Annotated in this window: 16 protein-coding genes; 9 read left to right on the top strand and 7 right to left on the bottom strand. The window is 66.3% G+C overall.

The window, feature by feature from the left end:
* The first annotated feature begins 97 nt into the window (after nucleotides 1-97).
* The 4 genes from JHD77_RS17890 to JHD77_RS17875 all read left to right on the top strand — a co-directional run bounded on the left by JHD77_RS17890 (nucleotide 98) and on the right by JHD77_RS17875 (nucleotide 2,831).
* Complete coding sequence (locus JHD77_RS17890) at nucleotides 98-649, top strand: DNA-3-methyladenine glycosylase I (RefSeq protein WP_003097280.1); 552 nt, start codon at nucleotides 98-100, stop codon at nucleotides 647-649.
* Between the two features lie 143 nt (nucleotides 650-792).
* Nucleotides 793-1,680: a lysophospholipid acyltransferase gene (locus tag JHD77_RS17885; RefSeq protein ID WP_003097282.1), complete on the top strand. Its 888-nt coding sequence runs from the start codon at nucleotides 793-795 to the stop codon at nucleotides 1,678-1,680.
* Between the two features lie 84 nt (nucleotides 1,681-1,764).
* Nucleotides 1,765-2,031, top strand: a complete 267-nt coding sequence (locus JHD77_RS17880; protein WP_003100272.1) for a PilZ domain-containing protein — start codon at nucleotides 1,765-1,767, stop codon at nucleotides 2,029-2,031.
* A 146-nt stretch (nucleotides 2,032-2,177) separates the two neighbouring features.
* On the top strand, nucleotides 2,178-2,831 hold the full coding sequence (locus JHD77_RS17875) for a 7-cyano-7-deazaguanine/7-aminomethyl-7-deazaguanine transporter (protein ID WP_031756813.1): 654 nt from the start codon (nucleotides 2,178-2,180) through the stop codon (nucleotides 2,829-2,831).
* Between the two features lie 65 nt (nucleotides 2,832-2,896).
* On the opposite strand, the gene JHD77_RS17870 is transcribed toward JHD77_RS17875, so the two are convergent.
* The 6 genes from JHD77_RS17870 to def form a co-directional block, all read right to left on the bottom strand.
* A complete protein-coding gene (locus JHD77_RS17870; RefSeq protein WP_003107049.1) occupies nucleotides 2,897-3,169 on the bottom strand; it encodes a hypothetical protein in 273 nt (90 codons plus the stop codon).
* 292 nt (nucleotides 3,170-3,461) lie between these two features.
* Complete coding sequence (locus JHD77_RS17865) at nucleotides 3,462-3,779, bottom strand: tetratricopeptide repeat protein (protein WP_003120685.1); 318 nt, start codon at nucleotides 3,777-3,779, stop codon at nucleotides 3,462-3,464.
* A 148-nt stretch (nucleotides 3,780-3,927) separates the two neighbouring features.
* Entirely contained in the window at nucleotides 3,928-5,301 is a 1,374-nt protein-coding gene (gene trkA / locus JHD77_RS17860; RefSeq protein WP_003107053.1) for a Trk system potassium transporter TrkA, read from the bottom strand.
* 27 nt (nucleotides 5,302-5,328) lie between these two features.
* Entirely contained in the window at nucleotides 5,329-6,633 is a 1,305-nt protein-coding gene (rsmB, locus tag JHD77_RS17855; RefSeq protein ID WP_023092224.1) for a 16S rRNA (cytosine(967)-C(5))-methyltransferase RsmB, read from the bottom strand.
* The gene (gene fmt, locus JHD77_RS17850; protein ID WP_023089593.1) at nucleotides 6,630-7,574 is read right to left on the bottom strand and encodes a methionyl-tRNA formyltransferase; all 945 of its coding nucleotides are present in this window, start codon (nucleotides 7,572-7,574) and stop codon (nucleotides 6,630-6,632) included. Before fmt ends, rsmB begins: the two co-directional genes overlap by 4 nt.
* A gap of 54 nt (nucleotides 7,575-7,628) precedes the next feature.
* Nucleotides 7,629-8,135 (bottom strand): peptide deformylase, encoded by a 507-nt coding sequence (gene def, locus JHD77_RS17845; RefSeq protein ID WP_003107059.1) that lies wholly within the window; start codon nucleotides 8,133-8,135, stop codon nucleotides 7,629-7,631.
* 138 nt (nucleotides 8,136-8,273) lie between these two features.
* On the opposite strand from def, the gene JHD77_RS17840 reads away from it, so the two are divergent.
* From JHD77_RS17840 to JHD77_RS17830, 3 genes are all read left to right on the top strand, one after another.
* On the top strand, nucleotides 8,274-9,299 hold the full coding sequence (locus JHD77_RS17840) for a LysM peptidoglycan-binding domain-containing protein (RefSeq protein ID WP_003097294.1): 1,026 nt from the start codon (nucleotides 8,274-8,276) through the stop codon (nucleotides 9,297-9,299).
* A gap of 134 nt (nucleotides 9,300-9,433) precedes the next feature.
* Nucleotides 9,434-10,522, top strand: a complete 1,089-nt coding sequence (dprA, locus tag JHD77_RS17835; protein ID WP_003123764.1) for a DNA-processing protein DprA — start codon at nucleotides 9,434-9,436, stop codon at nucleotides 10,520-10,522.
* 40 nt (nucleotides 10,523-10,562) lie between these two features.
* Nucleotides 10,563-11,120 carry an L-threonylcarbamoyladenylate synthase gene (locus JHD77_RS17830; protein ID WP_003097300.1) on the top strand — a complete coding sequence of 186 codons (558 nt, stop codon included), beginning with the start codon at nucleotides 10,563-10,565 and terminating at the stop codon, nucleotides 11,118-11,120.
* 9 nt (nucleotides 11,121-11,129) lie between these two features.
* On the opposite strand, the gene JHD77_RS17825 is transcribed toward JHD77_RS17830, so the two are convergent.
* Entirely contained in the window at nucleotides 11,130-12,107 is a 978-nt protein-coding gene (locus tag JHD77_RS17825; protein WP_003111202.1) for an NADPH:quinone reductase, read from the bottom strand.
* Nucleotides 12,108-12,297: 190 nt separating this feature from the next.
* Here JHD77_RS17825 and hemF point away from each other — a divergent pair, with 190 nt between their 5' ends.
* Nucleotides 12,298-13,215, top strand: a complete 918-nt coding sequence (gene hemF, locus JHD77_RS17820; protein WP_003097311.1) for an oxygen-dependent coproporphyrinogen oxidase — start codon at nucleotides 12,298-12,300, stop codon at nucleotides 13,213-13,215.
* 57 nt (nucleotides 13,216-13,272) lie between these two features.
* Nucleotides 13,273-14,097 carry a shikimate dehydrogenase gene (gene aroE, locus JHD77_RS17815; protein ID WP_003111201.1) on the top strand — a complete coding sequence of 275 codons (825 nt, stop codon included), beginning with the start codon at nucleotides 13,273-13,275 and terminating at the stop codon, nucleotides 14,095-14,097.
* The last annotated feature ends 72 nt before the right edge of the window (nucleotides 14,098-14,169 follow it).

Below are 14,169 nucleotides of genomic sequence, written 5' to 3'. Positions count from 1 at the left end.
ACCTGTGCTGAGGCTTCGATACAAAACGCGGAAGTATACCCGATTCCCGCGCCGGCTCGCCCGTCCCCCCGATCCCTGGAAAACCACGGAAAGCCTTATGCCACGCTGCTTCTGGTGCAACGACGATCCCCTCTACATGGCCTACCACGATGAGGAGTGGGGTGTGCCGCAGCGCGATCCCGACGCGCTGTTCGAACTTCTGCTGCTGGAGGGCTTCCAGGCCGGGTTGTCCTGGATCACCGTGCTGAAGAAGCGCGAGCGCTACCGCGAGGTGCTGTTCGGCTTCGACGTGCAGCGGGTGGCACAGATGAGCGACGCGGAGATCGACGAACTGATGCTCGACCCCGGCATCATTCGCAATCGGGCCAAGCTCAACGCTGCGCGGCAGAACGCCCAGGCCTGGCTGGAGCTGGACGACCCGGCTGGGTTCCTCTGGTCCTTCGTCGGCGGCCAGCCGAAGATCAACCATTTCGCCGGTCGCGCCGAGGTGCCGGCGATTACCCCGGAAGCCGAGGCCATGAGCAAGGCGCTGCGCAAGGCCGGCTTCAACTTCGTCGGGCCGACCATCTGCTACGCCTTCATGCAGGCCAGCGGCATGGTCATGGACCATACCCAGGACTGCGACCGTTACGCCCAACTCGTCGGCTAGCCGGGCGCTCCCTGACGGATGCGTTCGGATGTTCCACGTGGAACATCGGCGCGCAGCATAGCTGGTCGCCCCGCTTCCTTGGCTGCCGCCCTCGCCTTCTTCCTGGCGTACAATGCGCGTTCGAGTCGAGCGAGGAGTGTTTCGTGGAGAAATTCAAAGGTGCCCTGGTGGTGGGGGCCCTACGCCTGTTCGCGTTATTGCCCTGGCGTGCCGTGCAAGGCGTCGGGGCCGGCATAGGCTGGCTGATGTGGAAATTGCCGAATCGATCCCGCGAGGTAGTGCGGATCAACCTGTCCAAGTGCTTCCCCGAGTTGTCCGAAACCGAACTGGAAAAGCTGGTCGGACAAAGCCTGATGGATATAGGCCGTACCCTCACCGAAAGTGCCTGTGCCTGGATCTGGCCGCCTGAAAAGTCGCTGAGGTACATCCGCGAGGTCGAAGGCATGGAGGTGCTGGAGGAAGCGCTGGCTTCCGGCGATGGCCTGGTCGGCATTACCAGTCACCTGGGAAACTGGGAAGTACTCAACCACTTCTATTGCTCTTACGCCAAGCCGATCATCTTCTATCGTCCGCCCAAGCTGAAGGCAGTGGACGAGTTGCTGAAGAAGCAACGCGTGCAATTGGGCAATCGCGTCGCACCTTCCACTCCGGAGGGTATCCTCAGTGTCATCAAGGAAGTGAAGAAAGGCGGTTGCGTAGGGATTCCCGCCGACCCCGAGCCCGCGCGTACCGCTGGGCTCTTTGTGCCCTACCTGGGCACCACTGCATTGATCAGCAAGTTCGTCCCGCAGTTGCTTTCACGCGGCAAGGCGCGTGGAGTGTTCTTCCATGCGGTGCGCCTGCCCGATGGTAGCGGTTACAAGGTGATCCTCGAAGCGGCTCCGGCGGACATGTACGACAAGGACCTGGAAGTGTCTGTAGCAGCCATGAGCCGCGAGTTGGCGAAGTATGTACGAGCCTATCCCAGCCAGTACATGTGGAGCATGAAGCGCTTCAAGAACCGCCCGGATGGCGAGAAAAAATGGTACTGAGGAAAGGGCGTCGGAAGACGCCTTTTTCATATCCGGGTACTATGCTCAGCTCTGCCGCCTCCTCCGCAGGTCCCGAGGGACTCGATGGATAATCAACGACAATACCCACGAACCCCGCTCAAGTGCCGAATCCGTATCAGTCACCCGTTATTTGGCGAGCTGATGGCGCAGACACGCGACCTCTCCGACACCGGGGTCTATGTCAAACACCCGGAGCTGACCCAGCTCCCAACAGGCAGTGTCGTTACTGGCCAGGTACAGGATCTGCCGATCGACGCGCCGATCCTGCAGATGGAAGTCGTGCGAGTCGATGCGGAAGGCGTCGGCCTGCGCTTTCTCAGCGAAGCCTGAACGGTGATGTTCCACGTGGAACCCCAGGCATGAGCCACTGATCACAGAGTGGGCGAAACTGCTGCCGGTTATCGGCTAGAATGCGCGCCGCTCGGCATGGTGCCGGGCATGGGTTCCCTCACCCCATCGCGCAAAAAGGACAGCACATGTCAGCCTCTTCTCCGGCGGCCTGGCGCGGCACCCTGGCCGGCCTGATCGCCTTCCACATCTTCATCATCATCGCCAGCAACTACCTGGTGCAGTTGCCGATCACCCTGTTTGGCTGGCACACCACCTGGGGCGCCTTCAGCTTTCCGTTCATCTTCCTGGCTACCGACCTCACCGTACGCCTGCTGGGCAAGGGCCCTGCCCGGCTGGTCATCGCCCGGGTCATGATCCCGGCGTTGATCGCCTCCTACGTGGTCTCGGTGTTGTTCCAGGAAGCGGCGTTCCGTGGTTTCTCCGCGCTGCTCGAGTTCAACACCTTCGTCGCCCGGATCTCCCTGGCAAGCTTCCTGGCCTATGTGCTCGGACAGATCCTCGATATCCAGGTATTCGACCGCCTCCGTCGTTCCCGGCACTGGTGGACCGCGCCAGTCGCCTCGACCATCCTCGGCAACCTGCTGGACACCTTCACCTTCTTCTTCGTGGCGTTCTGGCGTAGCGACAATCCGTTCATGGCGCCGCACTGGGTGGAAATCGCCACGGTGGACTACGGAGTGAAGCTGAGTATCAGTCTTCTACTGTTCGTGCCGCTCTACGGCATGCTACTCAACGGCATCCTGAAGATGCTGCCGGGGCGGCCGCAGAGCAACGCTTGAGGCTCATCGAGGCAATCTGGAGGAAGGGCGCAACAGGCCGTGATGACCGTTGCGCCCTTCTTCGTTCAGGAGGTGGTAGCCCGGTGCGCGGCCGTGAGCAGCGTCAGGGCATCGCCGCCGAGCGTGACCAGGATGTGCGCCACGCGCTGAATGGGAACGCCCTGCCCCGTCCGCACTTCGATCCTTTCCAAGGCATGGAGGAGGCCGAGGAGAGCCCTGAGGCGCTCCTGTACGGATTCGAGCATCTCATTGGCGGAGGCGTTCCGGTGAACGTAGAGAATCGCTTGCTCGTATGGGTATTCGACATAGGACGGGACTGAACGCTCTTGCTTCGACATGTTGGCTCCGGAAAAGTAGTTGAAGTCAGGTGTCGCGTTCGGGCTTGGACCGAAGCGATGAGTCGAAGCTAGAGGGCCGGCAGCGGTCGCTCAATGGGGTTTTGGGCGTTCGGGATGCAGGCTACATCGTTGACAGAAGTTGCCTACGAATGTGTGGAACAGGTCTTTGTAAAAGTGTCGTCGGGGCGTGCTCGAACCGTTCTGCCAGCGCTCGATGAGCACGCCCGACCCGTCTGCCGGAACTCCGGCCGGCGGGTGGCGAGAACGCGCTGCGCAAGCCTTGGCCGGACGCTCAGGTTCTCGCCCTGTCGAGCTTGCGCAGGAACACCGTCATTTCCTTTTCGGCCTGCTTGTCGCCATGCGTCGCGGCAGTTGCCAGGCCCTGCTCCCAGGCCTGCCGGGCGCCCGCGAGATCGCCGGCAGCCTGGCGCGCCTTGCCCAGCAGTTTCCAGCCGGCGGAATACTTCGGGTCCTGCTCTACGCAGCGCTGGAGGTGTTCCGCCGCGCGTTCGGCGTCGCCCGCGTCCAGGTAGCCCTTGCCCAGGCCGAAGCGCAGCAGCGCATTGTCCACGCCTTTGGCCAGCATCTTTTCCAGACCTTCGATCATCATCCTGCCCTCTTCCAACGATGTCGGCCATTGTGCCCGGCTCCGGCCAGGCTTTGCACGGAACAGGGGGATTCGGCCGTTGCGAAGGAGGCACGCGGCCCCTTGGTGTTCGTAGGCCGAAGCCCTATCGCCGTTCGCGATATGGCGTGCCTCAGAAGAACGTCAGGCCGGCCTGGAACAGTCGCTCGACGTCGCGGATGTATTTCTTGTCGACCAGGAACAGCAGCACGTGGTCGCCGCTCTCGATGCGGGTGTCGCCATGGGCGATCAGCACTTCCTCGTCGCGCACCAGCGCGCCGATGGTGGTGCCCGGCGGCAGCTTGATCTCGTTGATCGAGCGACCGATCACCTTGCTCGACTTGGCGTCGCCATGGGCTACCACTTCGATCGCTTCGGCTGCGCCGCGGCGCAGCGAGTGTACGCTCTCGATGTCGCCGCGGCGAACGTGGGCCAGCAGGGTGCCGATGGTCGCCAGTTGCGGGCTGATGGCGATGTCGATCTCGCCGCCTTGCACCAGGTCGACATAGGCAGGGTTGTTGATCAGGGTCATCACCTTGCTCGCGCCGAGCCGCTTGGCCAGCAGCGAGGACATGATGTTGGCCTCGTCGTCGTTGGTCAGGGCGAGGAACACGTCGGTCTCGCCGATGTTTTCCTCCAGCAGCAGGTCGCGGTCGGAAGCGCTGCCGTTGAGCACGATGGTGCTGTCCAGGGTATCCGAGAGGTGCCGGCAGCGCAGCGGGCTGCGCTCGATGATCTTTACCTGGTAGCGGCTCTCGATGGCCTCGGCCAGGCGCTCGCCGACATTGCCGCCGCCGGCGATGATGATCCGCTTGTAGCTGTCGTCGAGCCTGCGCATCTCGCCCATTACCGCGCGGATATGGGCCTTGGCGGCGATGAAGAAGACTTCGTCGTCGGCCTCGATCACCGTGTCGCCCTGGGGAATGATCGGCCGGTTGCGGCGGTAGATCGCGGCGACGCGGGTATCCACGTTCGGCATGTGCTCGCGCAGCTGGCGCAGCTCCTGCCCTACCAGAGGGCCGCCGTAGTAGGCCTTGATCCCGACCAACTGCGCCTTGCCCTCGGCGAAGTCGATGACTTGCAGCGCGCCGGGGTGTTCGATCAGGCGCTTGATGTAGTTGGTGACCACCTGCTCCGGGCTGATCAGCACGTCCACCGGGATCGCCTCGTTGTCGAACAGCCCGGTACGGGTCAGGTAGGCCGGCTCGCGGACGCGGGCGATCTTGGTCGGGGTGTTGAACAGGGTGTAGGCGACCTGGCAGGCGACCATGTTGGTCTCGTCGCTATTGGTCACCGCCACCAGCATGTCGGCGTCGTCGGCGCCGGCCTGGCGCAGCACCGTGGGGAACGAGGCCTTGCCTTGCACGGTGCGGATGTCGAGGCGGTCGCCGAGGTCGCGCAGGCGGTCGCCGTCGGTGTCGACCACGGTGATGTCGTTGGCTTCGCTGGCCAGGTGCTCGGCCAGTGTGCCGCCGACCTGGCCGGCACCGAGGATGATGATTTTCATGGCAGGAAACGGCTCGTCAGGTTTCGATCAACGGGCGGATATCTTGATCAGCTTGGCATAGTAGAAGCCATCGTGGCCCTCCACCTGCGGCAGCAACTGGCGGCCGTGGGGCTGTTTCATGCCCCAGGGGCCGGGAAGGTCCAGTTCGCGGGCGCCGGGCGTACGGGCGAGGAAGGCGGCGATGCTGTCGCTGTTTTCCGCCGGCATCACCGAACAGGTGGCATAGAGCAGCACGCCGCCGACTTCCAGGGTAGGCCACAGTGCGTCGAGCAATTCACCTTGCAGGTGCGCCAGGGCGGCGATGTCTTCCGGCTTGCGCGCCAGCTTGATGTCCGGGTGGCGGCGGATCACCCCGGTGGCCGAGCACGGCGCGTCGAGGAGGATGCGCTGGAACGGCTTGCCGTCCCACCACTCCCCGGTGGCCCTGGCGTCGGCGGCGACCAGGCTGGCTTGCAGGCCGAGCCGCTGGAGGTTTTCCCGAACCCTTACCAGGCGGCTCTCCTCGAGGTCGACGGCGACCACTTCGGCCAGTCCCGGCTGGGTTTCCAGCAGGTGGCAGGTCTTGCCGCCAGGCGCACAGCAGGCGTCGAGGACACGCTGGCCGGGCGCGCTTTCGAGCAGCTCGGCGGCCAGTTGCGCGGCTTCGTCCTGGACGCTGACGCGGCCCTCCGCGAAGCCCGGTAGTTCGCGTACGTCGCGCGGCGCGGCGAGCTGGATGCCGTCGCGGCTGTAGTCGCAGGCGCGGGCCTCGATCCCGGCTTCGGCGAGTTCGGCCAGGTAGGCATCGCGCTCGCCGTGGCGCCGATTGACCCGCAAGGTCATCGGCGGGTGTGCGTTGTTCGCTGCGCAGAGCGCGTCGAGCTGCTCCGGCCAGGCCTGCTTGAGCGCTTTCAGCAGCCAGCGCGGATGTCCCAGGCGCGCTGAGGGATCGCGGTCGACCTCGGCCAGCAGCGTCTCGCCTTCGCGCTGCGCGCGGCGCAGCACGGCGTTGAGCACGCCCTTGGCCCAGCCCTTCTTCAGCTTGTCGGCGCAGCCGACGGTCTCGCCGATCGCGGCGTGCGGCGGAATCCGCGTGTAGAGCAACTGGTAGAGGCCGATCAGCAGCAGGGCGTGGATATCGGTGTCGGCGGCCTTGAACGGCTTCTGCAACAGGCGCGCGGCCAGGGCCTGCAGGCGCGGTTGCCAGCGCGCCGCGCCGAAGGCCAGCTCCTGGGTCAGGCCGCGATCGCGCGGGGCGACCTTGTCCAGTTGCGGCGGCAACGCGCCAGACAGCGAGGCGCGTCCGGCGAGCACCGCGGCCAGCGCCTGGCAGGCGGCGAGACGCGGGTTCATTGGCCGAGCACCTGGCCGGCGGCGAATTGCTCGCGGCGGCTGTTGTAGAGGTCGGCGAAGGCCAGTGGCTTGCCGCCAGGCAATTGCAGGCGGGTCAGGTGCAGGGCGCCTTCGCCGCAGGCGACCAGCAGGCCGTCGCGGCTGGCCTCGAGGATGGTTCCGGGCGCCCCGCTGCCCTGCCCCAGGCTGGCGCCGAGGACTTTCAGCGGCGCATCGGCGAGGCTGGTGTGGCAGACCGGCCAGGGGGTGAAGGCGCGGACCTGGCGCTCCAGTTCGACGGCCGGACGGCTCCAGTCGAGGCGTGCCTCGTCCTTGTTCAGCTTGTGCGCGTAGGTGGCCAGGGCGTCGTCCTGGATCTCGCCATGCAGGGTGCCGGCGGCCAGGCCGGCGATGGCTTCGACCACCGCTTTCGGGCCGAGCGCGGCGAGCCGATCGTGCAGGCTGCCGCCGGTGTCCGCGGCGGAAATCGGCGTGCTCACCTTGAGCAGCATCGGGCCGGTGTCGAGCCCTGCTTCCATCTGCATCACGGTGACGCCGCTCTCCGCGTCGCCGGCTTCCACCGCGCGCTGGATCGGCGCGGCGCCGCGCCAGCGCGGCAGCAGCGAGGCGTGGCTGTTGATGCAGCCCAGGCGCGGGATATCGAGTACCGCCTGGGGCAGGATCAGGCCATAGGCGACCACCACCATCAGGTCCGCGCGCAGGGCCGCCAGCTCCGCCTGGGCCTCGGCATTACGCAGGCTCTGCGGCTGCATGACCGGCAGGCCATGCTCCAGGGCCAGGCTCTTCACCGCGCTGGGCATCAGTTTCTGCCCGCGGCCGGCCGGCCGGTCAGGCTGGGTGTAGACGGCGACGATCCGATGTGGGGTGTCGAGCAGGGCCTTGAGATGCTCGGCGGCGAATTCCGGGGTTCCGGCGAAGACGATGCGCAATGCTTGGCTCATGCGGGGCTCGCTAAAAGAAAAAGGCTTGCCGGGGCAAGCCTTTGGGGGATGGGGTCACGCCTGCTGTCGATGCTGCTTTTCCAGCTTCTTGCGGATGCGGTCGCGCTTGAGGGTGGACAGGTAGTCGACGAACAGCTTGCCGTTGAGGTGGTCGCATTCGTGCTGGATGCATACCGCCAGCAGGCCTTCGGCGACTTCCTCGAAGGGGTTGCCATCGCGGTCGAGGGCCTTGATCCGGACCTTCTGCGGTCGGTCCACGTTCTCGTAGAAGCCGGGTACCGACAGGCAGCCTTCCTGGTACTGGTCCATATCCTCGGTCAGCGGTTCGAACTCGGGGTTGATGAATACCCTCGGCTCGGACTTGTCTTCGCTGAGGTCCATGACCACGATGCGCTTGTGCACGTTCACCTGGGTCGCGGCGAGGCCGATGCCCGGGGCTTCGTACATGGTTTCGAACATGTCGTCGATCAGCTGGCGCACCGCGTCGTCGACCACCTCCACCGGTTTGGCGATGGTCCGCAGGCGCGGATCGGGGAATTCGAGAATGTTCAGGATGGCCATATGCGTTTGTGATGCACTTGTGGAATCGATTGAAAATCCGCTGCTAAGATGGCGCGCAGCTTGAAAACGGCTTCAGACCGCGATTCTCGCGGGCTTCGGGCGTTTCGCGTATGTCGACATGATAAAGGGATTCACTGCATGAGGAAATCACTAGTCGCCCTTCTGCTCCTTGCCGCGAGCGGTCTGGCGCAGGCCCAGGTCGACCTCAGGGAAGGGCATCCGGACCGCTACACGGTGGTCAGGGGCGATACCCTGTGGGACATCTCGGGGAAATTCCTCCGCCAGCCATGGAAGTGGCCGGAACTCTGGCACGCCAACCCGCAGATCCAGAATCCCCACCTGATCTACCCCGGCGACACACTCAGCCTGGTCTACGTCGATGGCCAGCCGCGGCTGGTGCTGAACCGTGGCGAATCGCGCGGGACCATCAAGCTGTCGCCGAAGATCCGCAGCACGCCGATCGCCGAGGCCATCCCGACCATCCCGCTGGACAAGATCAACAGCTTCCTGCTGGCCAACCGCATCGTCGATGACGAGAAGACCTTCACCAGTGCGCCGTACATCGTCGCCGGCAACGCCGAGCGGATCGTCAGCGGCACCGGCGACCGCATCTACGCTCGCGGCAAGTTCGCCGACGGCCAGCCGGCCTATGGCATCTTCCGCCAGGGCAAGGTCTACATCGATCCGAAGACCAAGGAAGTCCTCGGCATCAACGCCGACGACATCGGCGGCGGCGAGGTGGTGGCCACCGAAGGCGACGTCGCGACCCTGGCGCTGACCCGCACCACCCAGGAAGTGCGCCTGGGCGACCGCCTGTTCCCCACCGAGGAGCGTGCGGTGAATTCCACCTTCATGCCCGGCGAGCCGAGCCGCGAGGTGAAGGGCGAAATCATCGACGTACCGCGCGGCGTGACCCAGATCGGCCAGTTCGACGTGGTCACCCTGAACCGTGGCCAGCGCGACGGGCTGGCCGAGGGCAACGTGCTGGCGATCTACAAGGTCGGCGAGACGGTGCGCGACCGCGTTACCGGTGAGTCGGTGAAGATTCCCGACGAACGCGCCGGCCTGCTGATGGTGTTCCGTACCTACAAGAAGCTGAGCTACGCCCTGGTTCTGATGGCCAGCAGGCCGCTCTCGGTAACCGACAGGGTGCAGAATCCCTGACTCGAAACCCCCGCCTCGGCGGGGGTTTCGCGTTTCTGGGGGAAGGAAATTTCATACGACGGTTTCCAGGATGGAAGCCGGACCCTTCCCCTCTTCCTGTCAGCGATGGACCTGCCTGCTATGGATGAGTCGCAATGAAGAACCATTCTCCAGCCGAACTGGAAGCACGGCTGCGCCTGCATGGCCTGCCCGAACTGGGACCCATGCGCTTCCTGCGCTTGATCGAGGCCTTCGGTTCGGCCTCTTCCGCGCTTGCCGCGCCAGCCGGCGCCTGGCGCACCCTGGGAGTGCCTGCCGAGGCCGCCGCCGCGCGGCGCAGCCCGGCGGTGCGGGAAGCGGCGGGTGAAGCCCTGCGCTGGCTGGAAGGTCCGCGCAGGCACCTGCTGATGTGGGACGACCCGGGATACCCGGCACTGCTCGCCGAAGTCGCCGATGCCCCGCCGCTGCTGTACGTCGAAGGCGCTCCGGAGACTCTGGAACGGCCGCAACTGGCGATGGTCGGCAGCCGCCGCGCCAGCCCCGCCGGGCTGGGCACCGCCCGGAGCTTTGCGCGCAGCCTGGCGCAGGGCGGCTTCGCCATCACCAGCGGGCTGGCCCTGGGCATCGATGGCGCCGCCCACGAGGGCGCGCTGGAGGCTGGCGGCGCGACCGTGGCAGTCCTCGGCACCGGCCTGCGCAGGCTCTATCCGCGGCGCCACGAGGCGCTGGCGCGGCGCATCGTCGAGGGTGGCGGCGCGCTGGTTTCGGAGCTGCCGCTGGACAGCCCGCCGCTGCCGGCAAACTTTCCCCGGCGCAACCGCATCATCAGCGGACTCTCGCTGGGTGTGCTGGTGGTCGAGGCAAGTCCCGCCAGCGGCTCGCTGATCACCGCGCGGCTGGCGGCGGAACAGGGGCGCGAGGTGTACGCCATTCCGGGTTCCATCCACCATCCCGGCGCACGTGGCTGCCACCAACTGATTCGCGATGGCGCGCTGCTGGTGGAAAGCGTCGGGCACGTGCTCGAAGCACTGCGCGGCTGGGCGCAGGCGGAGCCAGCGGAAGCGCCGGCGCAGCCCCTGCCCCACCCTTTGCTGGCGCTGCTGCGCGCCGCGCCCTACACCAGCGAAGGCCTGGCCGCCGCCAGCGGCATGACGCTGCCCGATGTGCTGGCGACGCTCAGCGAACTGGAACTCGACGGCCGGGTCGCCTGCGAGGCCGGCACCTGGGTGCATCGCTCCGGCTGAAACCGTACACTTCGCGCACCCTGTCCGCTGGAGTGAGTCGATGATCAGCAGCTTTCGTGCGCAATGCGCCGCCCGGGTCGTCCGCGAGGGCGGCGTGATCGCCTATCCCACCGAGGCGGTATGGGGGCTCGGCTGCGACCCGTGGAACGAGGATGCGGTGTATCGCCTGCTGGCGCTGAAGGCGCGGCCGGTGGAAAAGGGCCTGATCGTGGTGGCGGCGAACATCCACCAGCTCGACTTCCTTCTCGAAGACCTGCCGGACGTCTGGCTGGACCGCCTGGCCGGTACCTGGCCGGGGCCGAACACCTGGCTGGTGCCGCACCAGGAGCGCCTGCCGGAGTGGGTCACCGGCGTCCACGACAGCGTCGCCGTGCGGGTCACCGACCATCCCCTGGTACAGGAACTGTGCCATCTCACCGGTCCGCTGATCTCCACCTCGGCCAATCCGGCCGGGCGCCCGGCGGCGCGCACGCGGCTGCGGGTGGAGCAATACTTCCACGACGAGCTGGACGCTATCCTCGGCGGCGCCCTTGGCGGGCGCCGCAACCCCAGCCTGATCCGCGACCTGGTGACTGGACAGGTCATCCGCCCGGCCTGAGTACGCGCTTCAGGGCAACAGTACGGTCGAGCCGGTGGTTCGCCGTGCGGCCAGTTCGGTATGCGCCCTGGCTGCTTCGGCCAGGGCGAAGCGCTGGTTGATCTCGATGCGGATGTCGCCGCGCTCGATCAGGCCGAACAGCTCGTCGGCCATCGCCTGGAGTTTTTCCGGGGTATCGGCGTAGCTGCCCAGGGTCGGCCGGGTCACGTACAGCGAACCCTTCTGCGAGAGGATGCCCAGGTTGACCCCGGTCACCGGCCCCGAGGCGTTGCCGAAGCTGACCAGCAAGCCGCGCGGCGCCACGCAGTCCAGCGAGGTTTCCCAGGTATCCTTGCCCACAGAGTCGTAGACCACCGGGCACTTCTTCCCGTCGGTCAGTTCGAGCACCCGCCGCGCCACGTTCTCATGGCTATAGTCGATGGTCTCCCAGGCACCGTGCTGCCTGGCCAGGCGCGCCTTTTCCGGCGAGCTGACGGTGCCGATCAGCTGCACTCCAAGGGCCTTGGCCCATTGGCAGGCGAACAGGCCCACGCCGCCCGCGGCGGCATGGAAGAGAATGGTTTCGCCGCCCCGCAGTTCGTAGGTCTGGCGCAGCAGGTATTGGGTGGTGAGCCCCTTGAGCATCACCGCGGCGGCCTGTTCGAAGTCGATGCCGTCGGGCAGGTGGACCAGCTTCTCCTCCGCCAGCACATGCAGTTCGCTGTAGGCGCCCAGCGGGCCGGTGGCGTAGGCGACGCGGTCGCCGACCTTGAAACGGGTCACTTCGCTGCCCACCGCCTCGACCTCGCCGGCACCTTCGCTACCCAGTCCCGAGGGTAAGCCGGGGGCCGGATAGAGGCCGCTGCGGTAGTAGGTGTCGATGAAGTTCAGGCCAATGGCGCGATTGCGCACGCGGACTTCCCGGGGGCCCGGCTCGGCGGGTTGGTAGTCGCGGTATTCGAGGACTTCGGGGCCGCCGTAGGCAGCGAACTGGATGCGCTTGGCCATGCTGGAACTCCTGCTTCGTCAGGGTTTCGGACGGTCGCGCCGGGTGGGCGACCCTGGGTAAAGGCCTTCATCCAAGCCTTCCCCTTGACGGCCGTCAAGCGCCGGCTACCCATCCAGGGTGGTATGCTTGCGCCCTCGTTTCGTCGCCAGCCCGCGCCCCGCGCGGCCTCCCCGCTCCAAGGTGAACTCCGTGACCGACCGTATCGCCGCTGTCAAAACCTACCTGCTCGACCTGCAAGACCGCATCTGCGCCGCCCTCGAGGCGGAGGACGGCAAGGCCCGCTTCGCCGAGGACGCCTGGGAGCGTCCGGCCGGTGGCGGCGGACGGACGCGGGTAATCGGCGACGGCGCATTGATCGAGAAGGGCGGGGTGAATTTTTCCCACGTCTTCGGCGATAGCCTGCCGCCCTCGGCCAGCGCCCATCGGCCGGAACTGGCCGGGCGCGGTTTCCAGGCGCTCGGCGTGTCGCTGGTGATCCATCCGGAAAACCCCCACGTGCCGACGTCCCATGCCAACGTGCGTTTCTTCTGCGCCGAGAAGGAAGGCGAGGAGCCGGTCTGGTGGTTCGGCGGCGGCTTCGATCTGACCCCCTACTACGCCCACGAGGAAGACTGCGTGCATTGGCACCGGGTCGCTCGCGACGCCTGCGCGCCGTTCGGCGCGGACGTCTACCCGCGCTACAAGGAATGGTGCGACCGCTACTTCCACCTCAAGCACCGCAACGAGCCGCGCGGCATCGGCGGCCTGTTCTTCGACGACCTCAACCAGTGGGACTTCGACACCTGCTTCGCCTTCATCCGCGCCATCGGCGATGCCTATATCGACGCCTACCTGCCGATCGTCCAGCGCCGCAAGCACACGCCGTTCGATGAACGGCAGCGAGAGTTCCAGGCCTATCGTCGCGGTCGCTATGTGGAGTTCAACCTGGTCTTCGATCGTGGCACCCTGTTCGGCCTGCAGTCCGGCGGCCGTACCGAATCGATCCTGATGTCGTTGCCGCCGCAGGTGCGCTGGGGCTATGACTGGAAACCCGAGCCGGGCAGCGAGGAAGCGCGCCTGACCGAGTATTTCCTCGCCGACCGCGATTGGCTCGCCGGCCAGCCCTGACCCGCCCGCAGGGGACGAGTCCGCTCGTCCCGTCCCACTCCGGCAAAGGAACGACCCATGGACCGCTATTGCGTATTCGGCAACCCCATCGGCCACAGCAAGTCGCCGCTGATCCACCGCCTGTTCGCCGAGCAGACCGGCGAGGCGCTGGTCTATGACGCGCAACTGGCGCCGCTGGACGATTTCCCCGGGTTCGCCCGGCGCTTCTTCGAGCAGGGCAAGGGCGCCAATGTCACCGTGCCGTTCAAGGAAGAGGCCTATCGTCTGGTGGACGAGTTGAGCGAGCGGGCCACCCGGGCCGGGGCGGTGAACACCCTGATCCGCCTCGCCGACGGTCGCCTGCGCGGCGACAACACCGACGGCGCCGGCCTGCTGCGGGACCTGACGGCGAACGCCGGGGTCGAGCTGCGCGGCAAGCGGGTTCTCCTGCTCGGCGCCGGCGGTGCGGTGCGTGGGGTGCTCGAACCCTTCCTCGGCGAGTGCCCGGCGGAGTTGCTGATCGCCAACCGCACGGCGCGGAAGGCCGTGGACCTGGCCGAGCGGTTCGCCGACCTCGGCGCGGTGCACGGCTGCGGTTTCGCCGAGGTCGAAGGGCCTTTCGACCTGATCGTCAACGGCACCTCGGCCAGTCTTGCCGGCGACGTGCCGCCGCTGGCGCAGAGCGTGATCGAGCCCGGCCGTACCGTCTGCTACGACATGATGTATGCCAAGGAACCGACTGCCTTCAACCGCTGGGCCGCCGAACGCGGTGCGGCGCGTACCCTGGATGGCCTGGGCATGCTGGTGGAGCAGGCCGCCGAGGCATTCTTCCTCTGGCGTGGAGTGCGTCCTGCCTCGGCGCCGGTGTTGGAGACGCTGCGCCGGCAATTGGCAACTGTCTGAGTTGTCAGGCAGCATTTGAGACGTACGTCTCAAATCGGTTTCCATCTGACATGTAGGAATCACAAAACCGGG

It is taken from the genome of Pseudomonas sp. P20, from assembly GCF_016463925.1.
In the GTDB taxonomy this organism is placed as follows: domain Bacteria; phylum Pseudomonadota; class Gammaproteobacteria; order Pseudomonadales; family Pseudomonadaceae; genus Pseudomonas; species Pseudomonas aeruginosa.
The sequence above is the reverse complement of the archived record's forward strand: the minus strand, read 5'-3'. Positions and strand labels throughout refer to the sequence as shown.

Excerpts from the sequence above, each read along its gene's own strand:
- dprA (WP_003123764.1), top strand. The coding sequence starts at position 9,434 with ATGAAGAACCATTCTCCAGCCGAACTGGAAGCACGGCTGCGCCTGCAT.
- JHD77_RS17825 (WP_003111202.1), bottom strand. The coding sequence starts at position 12,107 with ATGGCCAAGCGCATCCAGTTCGCTGCCTACGGCGGCCCCGAAGTCCTC.
- JHD77_RS17840 (WP_003097294.1), top strand. The coding sequence starts at position 8,274 with ATGAGGAAATCACTAGTCGCCCTTCTGCTCCTTGCCGCGAGCGGTCTG.
- JHD77_RS17875 (WP_031756813.1), top strand. The coding sequence starts at position 2,178 with ATGTCAGCCTCTTCTCCGGCGGCCTGGCGCGGCACCCTGGCCGGCCTG.
- rsmB (WP_023092224.1), bottom strand. The coding sequence starts at position 6,633 with ATGAACCCGCGTCTCGCCGCCTGCCAGGCGCTGGCCGCGGTGCTCGCC.
- JHD77_RS17890 (WP_003097280.1), top strand. The coding sequence starts at position 98 with ATGCCACGCTGCTTCTGGTGCAACGACGATCCCCTCTACATGGCCTAC.
- aroE (WP_003111201.1), top strand. The coding sequence starts at position 13,273 with ATGGACCGCTATTGCGTATTCGGCAACCCCATCGGCCACAGCAAGTCG.
- fmt (WP_023089593.1), bottom strand. The coding sequence starts at position 7,574 with ATGAGCCAAGCATTGCGCATCGTCTTCGCCGGAACCCCGGAATTCGCC.
- JHD77_RS17830 (WP_003097300.1), top strand. The coding sequence starts at position 10,563 with ATGATCAGCAGCTTTCGTGCGCAATGCGCCGCCCGGGTCGTCCGCGAG.
- JHD77_RS17865 (WP_003120685.1), bottom strand. The coding sequence starts at position 3,779 with ATGATGATCGAAGGTCTGGAAAAGATGCTGGCCAAAGGCGTGGACAAT.
- JHD77_RS17880 (WP_003100272.1), top strand. The coding sequence starts at position 1,765 with ATGGATAATCAACGACAATACCCACGAACCCCGCTCAAGTGCCGAATC.
- JHD77_RS17870 (WP_003107049.1), bottom strand. The coding sequence starts at position 3,169 with ATGTCGAAGCAAGAGCGTTCAGTCCCGTCCTATGTCGAATACCCATAC.
- def (WP_003107059.1), bottom strand. The coding sequence starts at position 8,135 with ATGGCCATCCTGAACATTCTCGAATTCCCCGATCCGCGCCTGCGGACC.
- trkA (WP_003107053.1), bottom strand. The coding sequence starts at position 5,301 with ATGAAAATCATCATCCTCGGTGCCGGCCAGGTCGGCGGCACACTGGCC.